The organism is Kribbella sp., from assembly GCF_035687465.1.
GTDB lineage: Bacteria > Actinomycetota > Actinomycetes > Propionibacteriales > Kribbellaceae > Kribbella.
The window spans coordinates 1-9130 of sequence record NZ_DASRXP010000492.1 but is presented as its reverse complement, the minus strand read 5'-3'; the positions used below and the strand labels follow the sequence as shown (position 1 = coordinate 9130).

Genomic DNA, 9130 nt, shown 5'->3' with positions numbered 1-9130 from the left:
AGGTTTACATCGACCACCTCACCCCGGAAGCCCGCGGGCAGGCCATCAGCACGTCCACTCGGGAACGCCCTGACGTGATGCGACGCCGCGCGCTGAGGGCGGCCGAACTCGGGAAGTAGAGGACAGAAGCTGGCCGCAACTGCCCGTAGCGTCGAGCACACATCGACGACAAGGGAGCAAACCATGCCGATTCCTGAGGGCTACACACGCACCTCTTCTTCGGCGATCGCGTCGGCCGCGTCAAGGATCCGTTCGGCAACCTCTACTGGATCCAGACCAGGATCGAGGAGCTCACCGAGGAGGAAATGATGGCCCGCCTCAGCGACCCCGAGTTCACCAAAGCCATGGAGTACGTCCAGAGCGCGCGGTTCTTCAACTGACCGCAAGGCAGGTTCGGATCATTGCGTTCGGAGCCAGGTGAGGACGGCGAGGACTCTGCGATTGTCGTCGGTGGTGGGGGCCAGGCCGAGTTTGCTGAAGATGGTGTTGACGTAGCTCTCGACCGTCTTGCGACCGAGGTACAGGCGTTCCGCGATGCCTGTGTTGGTGCGGCCTTCGGCCATCAGGGCCAGGACCTGCTGTTCGCGTTCGGTCAGCTGTGCCAGGGGATGGGGGCCGCCGGTCAGCAACGACGCCACGACGTCGGGGTCGAGCACCGAACCGCCGCGGGCGACCCGGCGGATCGAATCCGCGAAGTCGTCGATCTCGGTGATCCGGTCCTTCAGCAGATAGCCGAGGCCGGCGCCGCCGCTGCGGAACAGGTCGAGCGCGCGCCCGGCGTGCACCCACTGCGACAGCAACAGAATTCCGAGGTCGGGGTGGTCGGCGCGCAGCCGGGTGGCGGCGCGCAGGCCCTCATCCGTGTGGGTCGGCGGCATCCGGATATCGACGATCACGACGTCCGGCCGATGCCGGGAGACCGCATCCAACAGTTCGTCCGCGGTGCCGACCGCCGCGTCGACGGTGAAGGCCTCCTTGGTCAGCAGTTGCACGATCCCCTCGCGCAACAACACACTGTCGTCCGCTATCACTACGTGCACGGCAACACCGCCTGGATCCGGGTCCCGCCGCCGACCGGACTGCTGAACTCGAACCGCCCGCCGACCGCCGCCACGCGATCCGCCAACCCTTCCAGCCCGCCGCCCGGCAGCACCTTCGCGCCGCCGGCACCGTCGTCGGAGACCTGCAGGACAACGGATCCAGCCGTACGCCGCAAGCTGATCCGCAGCGCACTCGCCTCGGCATGCTTGGCCGCGTTCGCCATCCCCTCGCAACTCACGAACCAGGCCGTGGCCTCTACCAGTGGAGGAAACCTGTCACCAGGAACCTCGAGGGACACAGTCAACGGCAACCGCGCAGCCGCAGTACGGAGTGCGACGGCCAGTCCCTCATCGGCGAGCACCGGCGGCAGCGCGCTCCTGGTCAGTTCGCGCAGGTCGTTGACTGTGCCGCGCAATTCGGTCACCGCATCCCCGAGAACCTGTGCGGCCTTCTTGTCCGCGCTCTCCCGCTCCGCGATCCGCAACCGCAGCGCGAGGGCGACGAGCCGCTGCTGGGCGCCGTCGTGCAGGTCGCGCTCGATCCGTCGCCAGTTGCTGTCGTCGGCCTCGACGATCCGGCTCCGCGACTCCCGCACCTCCGCTAGCCGAACCGCTGCTTGCGCATGCAGAGCCGCGTTCTCCAAGGGAAGCGCTGCCGCCGCCAAGGCGGCCTGCACCAGGCGTGGTTCCTCGACCAACCGCCCGTCCAGGTCAACGACAGCAACCGCCACCCCGCCCGCGGAGACCGTACGGCGTAGCCGATCCACCTGGATTTCGCCCAGGACGACCGGAGTGCCGTCGGCAGCGATCGTCCTGTCCCCGTCCCGGTACACAACAACCCCGGTGGGGTCGCCAAGCGCTCGAAGGAGCACGGGCGCGAGATCGCCAGGTGTCACCTTGCCGGCCCGAAGGTCGCGCGTGAACGACTCGATCGCCCTGGTCGCCAGCCAGGTCCGCCGATCGAACCGTCGATCCACCGCGGCGCGGACCACCCGGAGCAACGGCCGGAACGCGGCCGCGACCGCAAGGGTGCCTGCAGCAACGATCAGCGAGGAACCGATACCGGCGCGCGCGGCCAGGGACCCCAGTCCGATCGCGACACCGGCGTACAGGGCGATCAGTAGCAGCGTCACGGCCGCGTAGGTGAGGGTGCGCCCGACCAGGCGCTCGACATCGAACAATTCATGCCGGCGCATCGCCACAGTCACAGCGAACAGCGTCGGCAGGGGAGCGCACAGCGAGGTCACTTCCTCGGCCCCGGAGGCACCGAGGTTGTCCAGCACCGCGCTCGCCGCGATCAAGGTTGCCGTGAGCCCGATTCCCCAGAGGGCGAGCAGCACCCGGCGGCGTTCGCGGGGCTTGCGGAGCCGGACGGCGATCGAGGCGATCCCGACGGCCATCGACAACCCCGCGAAGGCCTCGGCGAAGGCGATCACGGTCAGGGCGGACCCGAGGTCGGCCGGGATGGCGATGTCGACCGGCCCGTTGTGCGCGACGATGCCCGGCGCCCGGTGCGGCCAGATCGCGATCGCGACGGCGACCGGGCAGGCGAACCAGCCGATCAGGTAGGCGACGAAGACCGGCCGCCAGCGCCGTGACGGCAACCGCCCGTCGGGGAAGAGGAACTGGAACAACGGAAGGCTCGCACCGGCGAGGACCCCGATGATCTCGGCGGTTGCCGCGACCGTTCCCACGCCGGCGGTCAGCCGGCCTTCGCGAACCTGCCCGGCGGCATAGCTGTAGCAGAGCGAGAAGGCGACGAGTAGCACCCCACCGGCCAGGAATCCCCAGGCAGCCTTGTTCGCGGGCTGCCGGTCGATGATGAACGCGGCCAGGATGCAGGCCCCGGATCCGCTGAACACGCCGACCAGCGAGGTGGAGTCGAGGCTGCCGGCCAGCACCGGCCCGAGCAGACCGCTGAGGGCGGCGAGTGATCCGATGATCCACCCCGCCGCCCCGAGGGCGTCCAGCCGGACCACGCGTCGATCCACGCCTTGATGATCCGCCCGCGCAGCCGTGGCCACAACCAGGAAAACCCTGGTCCAGGAGGCGGGCTGCCACCGCAGACCCGGACCGGACGGCCGGGGGATCGTCGGCAGCATGACTACACAGACAGCACTCACCCCCGCAACAGCCAAGCGACCGATGGGCGCGTTCCTCGCCCCGGTCAGCCTGATCCTCGGTCCGGTCCTGCTCGCGCTCGCTCTTGCGACCCTGCACGAACCGTGGATCGGAGAAGCCCCGGACTACGAGATCATCAACAACGAGCACGGCCAGTTGATGCTGTCCTTCAATCTCGCTGCCGCGGCGTTCCCGTTCATGTTCGGCTCGGTCTTCGCGCTGGCCGTCGCTGGCCGGAGCTCGAGGCGGCTGGCCGGCGCAGGCCTGGCCTGCTCGGTCCTCGGGTTGTCGGCGATGTTCGCCAACGCCATGCTCAGCGTTCCGCTCGCCCTGATGAACGGCATCAACGAGCACACCGCGCTGGACGAGTTGGCCACCCGGCTGAGTTCACCACCACTCGTTGCCCTGTTCGCCTTTCCGCTGTTCTTCGTCGGCTCCCTGCTCTCCGGCGCCGCCCTCCGGCACACGGTGCCTACCTGGGCCGCAGCCTGCGTGGCCATCGGCGGGCTGTTCCCGATTGCGGTGGTCACCGGCGTCGGAGTACTGGCCCTGCCGATCGCCGCACTCCGCGTCGCCGGCTCGGTCCCGGTGATCAAGCTGTTCCTGCTTAACCGAGCAGACGCAGGGCGGTGAGGGCGTAGGCGCGGGCGGCGATGACCAGCTCTTCGACGGCGACTGATTCGTCGGCTCGGTGGGCTTGGGTGGTGACTGATCCGGGGCCGAGCACGATGACCGGTACGCCGAGGTCGCGGGCGATGAAGCCGCCGTCGCAGGCGGCTGTCCAACCACCTAGGGGGAGACCGGGTCCGCCTGCGTCGGACAGGGCGGCGTTGGCGATCCTCACCAGGTCCGTATCGGCAGGCGTCTCGAAGGCGGGCATCTCCATGGGCATCTCGAGGTCCACGGTCAACCCTCGGTCCTGCAGCCGGAGTCCTTCCACCCGGTCTCGCAGCGAAGCGAGTACGGCGTCGGGGGACTCGCCGGGGAGGAGGCGACGGTCAGCGACGATGACGCACTCGGCCGGCACGATCGAACCGCCTGTGCCGCCCTGGATCTGGCCCACACTCCAGGTCGCCGGACCGAGCAGGGGATGCGGTTCCTCCGCGAGTTCCGCGTGGATCCGCTCGATCTCGGCGACGACCGCGGCCGCGCCGTAGATCGCGTTCGCGCCGTCGGCCGGGTTGCCCGCGTGGCAGGCGCGACCGTGGATCGCGACTCGCAGGTACGAGTCACCGCGAGCGCCGATGATGGTCTGGAGATCCGTCGGTTCCGCGGTGATGCAACCGAGGAACGACCGGCCCGCGGTCTCGACGTACGAGCGGATGCCTTTGCCTGTCTCTTCCTCGTCCATGAGTGCGGCTAGTTCGACAGGACCGGTGAGCCCGACGTCGCGGAGTACGGACATCGCGGTGAGCGCCGCGGCGAGGCCGCCCTTCATGTCGGAGGCGCCGCGGCCGTAGATCCGCCCGCCGTCGACTGAGCCGCCGAAGGGGTCCTGCGTCCAGCCGTCGCCGACCGGTACGACGTCAGTGTGGCCGAGTAGGAGCAGGCCTGGGTCGTTGCCTCCAGCAAGGGTGATGGAGAGGTTATTCCGGCCGGGCTCGACCTGGGTCTCGACGACATCCAGGCCGAGCTCGACGGCGGCGTTGCTCAGCGCGGCGACTGTGGCAGCCTCGTCGCCTGGTGGATTCTGACCGGGGGCCTGCAGCAACGACTGGGTGAGCTCGACCAATCCGGTCGCGTCGATCCGGTCCAGCACAGCTTGCTCGGCGGTGGAGATCGTCACTGGCTGCCTTTCGCGAGGGAAACCTCAGCCTAAGTGCGGTTGAGAAAGGCTCGCCAGCCGCCGTGGTGGGTGATGTCGTAGCTGGGGTCGGCCGCATCGGCGGTGCACAGGAAGCCGAGCACCTGCTGCCCGTCGGACAGTTCGACCGGGCCGATCGCAAGGGGTGGCGCGATCGTGGCGGCGAAGCCGGCAAACGATGCCGCCGGCAGGCTCCAGATCTCCACCGCGATGCCCTTACCGGTGGCGGGCTCGAGTGACCGGGTGAGGCCCGGGCGGGGTAGTGATCCTGGCACGAGAAACATCCGGTAGTCACTCGCTGTCCTGGCCTCCGCCGACGCCAGCGTGGCGCCGCGCCGTACGAGCTCGTGGTTGAGGGGCTGGCCGCTGAGATGCGCACCCGCCACAGCGATCAGCACGTCCGTTGAAGGCCTCTCCGACGTAGTGACAGGTTCACCACACCACGTGGCGGCGAGGTCGATGACTGCGTTGTCGTGCCCGGCCGGAGCCAGTAGTTGTACTCCGAACGGCAGGCCGTCGGTCCGCGGAGGTCCGGGGAAGGCGACCGCGCAGAGATCCAGCAGATTCACCATGTTCGTGAACCGTCCGAGCCTGCTGTTCACCCCGATCGGATCAGCCTCCACCTCGGCGAGCGTCGGATGGCCCGATGTCACAGGCAACAACAACGCATCCACCTGCGACCACAACGGCTCGCTCGCCCGAGCGAGCGCCGCCAGCCGATCGAATCCAGCGAAGGCATCCGACGCGGTCAACGCCGCACCCTTCCGCACGATCGAGCGCACAGTCGGATCGACCTCCGGAACGTCATCCAGCTTGTCCCCGAAAGCCAACCAGCGCTCAGCCAGCCACGGCCCGGAGTACAAGAGATCGGCAGCCTCGAGCAGCGGCCCGACGTCCACCGCCACCACGTCGCCCAGTTTCGAAGCTTGCGAGAGTGCCTCCTGCCAGGCGATCTCGTGCAGCGGATCCAGCCCGAGCGGCCGATCCGGTACGCCGATCACGGCCGTCCCGCCACGCAACCCACCCGCAGGCAAACGTCGCGAGTAAGGATCCTCGGCGTCGAAGGCAACCATCACCTCGAAGGCCCGCCGCGCCACACTCAGCGATCGCGCCATCACCGTGACGCAGTCCAGCGACCGACAGGCAGGCATCACCCCGCGAGCGGACACGAGTCCCCGGCTCGGCTTGATCCCGACGATCCCGTTGAAGGCCGCAGGCACCCGCCCACTCCCAGCCGTGTCCGTCCCCAGCGCGAAGTCCACCTGCCCAGTCGCCACCGCAACCGCGCTGCCCGAACTGGAACCACCCGACACATGCTGATCGGAGAACACCGAGTGACACGCCCCGTACGGCGACCGCGTGCCAACCAACCCGGTCGCGTATTGATCGAGGTTCGTCTTACCCAACGGCACCGCCCCGGCCTCAAGAAGCCGATCGACCACGAACGCGTTCTTCAAGGCAGGCTGGTCGTTCCGCGGGTCGCCCGCGGTCGTCGGTACTCCGGCCAGATCGATGTTGTCCTTCAGCGCCACCGTCAGCCCGTGGAGTGGTCCGGCCTGAGGTTCGACCGGGTCGACCTTGGTGATCCAGACCGTCATGCCCCCCACCTTGCCCGCTCGGCCTCGAAGGCGGCTCTCCTCCGAGCGCGTAGCGCCGCGATGTCCACCGGTGCCTCCTCTTCGATGCGCTGCACATCCGCGATCGAGAATGTCGTTGGCCGGACTTGCAGATCCGCACGCCCAGCCTTGATCTCCGCCCGCTGCCGTGCGAGTTCCGCCGCGGTCACCGGGGTGAACCTGATCAGGTCGAACTGCCGCAGCAGCCAGGGCTGCTCGTCGTCGCCGGACAGCCTCCAGACCGGGACGGTTCGTCCCACCAACTGGTACCCGCCCGGCCCTTCCATTCCATAGACACACAGATACACCCCACCGATCCCGACGGCGTTCTGCGGCGTCCAGGTCCGGGCGGGGTTGTACTTCGTGGTCACCAGCCGATGCCGTGGATCGACAGGCACGGCGACCGGAGCGCCGAGATACACGTCGCCCAGCCCGACGACCAGGTACGTCGCTTCCGCCATGATCTCGAAGACCTCGTCCCGCCGGTCGAGATCGTTGACCCGGCGGATGAACTCCACGTTGTCAGGGCACCACGGTGCATCCGCCCGGACCGAGGTCGCGTACCGCCGCATCGCCTCGTGCGCCTCCGGATGGTCGAACGCGATCGGCAGCGTCACCTCACGCGCCGGCAGCACCACCGTCGCCGGATCGGCCAGCCCGTCGACCAGCACAACCAGCCGCTTCGCCAACTCGTTCAGCCCGAGCCGCGACGAGTCCACCGCGACCAGCAACGACCGAACCCCTTCGACGATCTCGGCCACCCCGTCAGGCCGATCGACCCGCAAGGCCTGTGCCAGCAGATGAATCCACACCCGCACGGTCAGGTCGAGTTCGGCCGGCCCCGCCTCCACCAGCAGGTGCCGATCACCCGCGCACCTGATCGTGTACTCCGGTGCGGTTGCCTCCGCCGAGGCAACGTGAAGAGCCGGCGGTCGGTCCGGCGCAATCCCCGGGGATAGCGCCGCAACCTGTTCCTGCCGCAAGTCAGCCAACCACGATCGCCGATGCCGAATGGCGTCAGCAGCCTCCATAGTTGTCACCGGCAACAACTGGACCGAATCGCCCGGACTCAACTGCCCCAACATCCACCGGTCCGCTTCGATCACCACGGCCGGTACGACGAATCCGCCGAGCGACGGCCCATCCTTCCCGACGATGACCGGGGTATCCCCGGCCAGCATGATCCCGCCCACCGGATAGGCGGAGTCGTGCAGATTCGACGGATGCAGCCCGGCCTCACCACCGTCGGCCCGAGACCATCCCGGCGTAGGCCCAACCAGCCGTACTCCGGTCCGGTCGGACCGGTGATCCACCAACCACCTGGTCGCGAAGAACTCCTCGACCCCGTCAGGTGTGAGGTGGTCCGGCGCTCCATGCGGACCGGGGATGACCCGAAGGACCCAACGGTCGGAGATCACCGGCAGCTCGACGGGTGTCGGAGCGACCAGGTTCTCCCGGCGGCCCAGGCGCAGTACTGCCCCTGACTCGAGCGGCCCGCCATCGAAGCCACCGAACCCGCCGAGGATGAAGGTCGACCGGCTGCCGAGCACCCGCGGTACGTCGATCCCACCTTCGATCGCGACATACCCGCGCATCCCGGGCCCGTCGAGGGCGCCGACGTCGAGCACCGCGCCGGCCGCCAACCTCGCCACGGTTCCGGGGCGCAAGGGTTGCCCGTCGATCGTCGCGCGAGTCGCTGCACCGCCGACGCAGACCAGGCGGTCCTCGTCGCACGTGAGCACCGGACCGATGAGGACGCATTCCAGCCCTGCGGCGCTGTCCGGATTCCCCACCGCCGCGTTGACCAGCGCGAAGGTGAGTTCGTCAGCGGCGCCCGAGGGCGGTACCCCGACGTCCCACATCCCCGGTCGACCGGCCAGATCCTGAACCGTGGTTTGCGTGCCGGCCTTGACGGTGATGAGCCCAGACCGGGGCGGTGGGGTGGGCAAGGAATTCAAGCTAGCCATTCAGCTCCACCAGCCCAGGAGGCGGACGGGGGTCGGGTTCCAGCCGTTGCAGGGGTTGTTCAGTTGCGGGCAGTTGCTGATCAGTACCAGGAGATCCCGGCTGGCGGTGATCTCGACGTACCGGCCCGGCGCCGAGAGACCGTCGTCGAAACGCAGGTTCCCCTCGGAGTCGACCGGGACGTTCATGAAGAAGTTGATGTTGTGGCCGAGTTGACGTTGCCCGATCCCGGCCGTCGCGCCGTACAGGAGGAATGTCTGGCGGCAGGCGTGCTGGTGCCGGGTGAACTCGCCGTACCGGATCACGTTGCTCTCCTGCGAGCAAGCGCCGCCGATCGTGTCGTGACGGCCGCAGGTGTCGTCGCTGATCACCGCGAGTTCGTCCAGCCTGGTGGAGAGGAGTCGCGAACCGGTGGTCAGATAGACCGCCTGCTGCTCGCGGATCGTGTCGAACGCCGAATAGCGGTTGTCGATGTCGTGCGTGTCGTACAGCAGAGTGTCGACGGCCTGGTTGCCGTGCAGGTCGACGATGCGGAGCCGGCCACCATTAGGAACTGAGATCAGGGCGCCGTCGCCTGGTTGGAC

7 protein-coding genes are annotated in these 9130 nt (G+C 68.4%); 1 reads left to right on the top strand and 6 read right to left on the bottom strand.

All coding sequences use genetic code 11. The features are described 5' to 3' along the window. Nucleotides 1-398: 398 nt before the first annotated feature. Entirely contained in the window at nt 399-1040 is a 642-nt protein-coding gene (locus tag VFG33_RS26050; protein WP_325055589.1) for a response regulator transcription factor, read from the bottom strand. Beyond that, nucleotides 1031-3031, bottom strand: a complete 2001-nt coding sequence (locus VFG33_RS26045; protein ID WP_325055588.1) for a sensor histidine kinase — start codon at nt 3029-3031, stop codon at nt 1031-1033. Before VFG33_RS26045 ends, VFG33_RS26050 begins: the two co-directional genes overlap by 10 nt. Nucleotides 3032-3140: 109 nt before the next feature. Between VFG33_RS26045 and VFG33_RS26040 the strand changes: the two genes are divergently transcribed. Beyond that, complete coding sequence (locus VFG33_RS26040) at nt 3141-3794, top strand: hypothetical protein (RefSeq protein WP_325055587.1); 654 nt, start codon at nt 3141-3143, stop codon at nt 3792-3794. Here the strand turns inward: VFG33_RS26040 and VFG33_RS26035 are convergent. From VFG33_RS26035 to VFG33_RS26020, 4 genes are all read right to left on the bottom strand, one after another. Then, nucleotides 3769-4947 carry a M20 family metallopeptidase gene (locus tag VFG33_RS26035; protein ID WP_325055586.1) on the bottom strand — a complete coding sequence of 393 codons (1179 nt, stop codon included), beginning with the start codon at nt 4945-4947 and terminating at the stop codon, nt 3769-3771. The genes VFG33_RS26040 and VFG33_RS26035 overlap by 26 nt on opposite strands. A gap of 29 nt (nt 4948-4976) precedes the next feature. Beyond that, on the bottom strand, nt 4977-6563 hold the full coding sequence (gene atzF, locus VFG33_RS26030) for an allophanate hydrolase (RefSeq protein WP_325055585.1): 1587 nt from the start codon (nt 6561-6563) through the stop codon (nt 4977-4979). Beyond that, on the bottom strand, nt 6560-8530 hold the full coding sequence (locus tag VFG33_RS26025) for a 5-oxoprolinase/urea amidolyase family protein (protein WP_325055584.1): 1971 nt from the start codon (nt 8528-8530) through the stop codon (nt 6560-6562). Before VFG33_RS26025 ends, atzF begins: the two co-directional genes overlap by 4 nt. Before the next feature lie 18 nt (nt 8531-8548). Next, on the bottom strand, nt 8549-9130 hold a 582-nt coding region (locus tag VFG33_RS26020), incomplete at its 5' end, for a DUF1989 domain-containing protein (protein WP_325055583.1).

What these genes read in the sequence shown, in the direction of transcription:
- VFG33_RS26040 (WP_325055587.1), top strand. Translation starts at nt 3,141, where the DNA reads ATGACTACACAGACAGCACTCACCCCCGCAACAGCCAAGCGACCGATG.
- atzF (WP_325055585.1), bottom strand. Translation starts at nt 6,563, where the DNA reads ATGACGGTCTGGATCACCAAGGTCGACCCGGTCGAACCTCAGGCCGGA.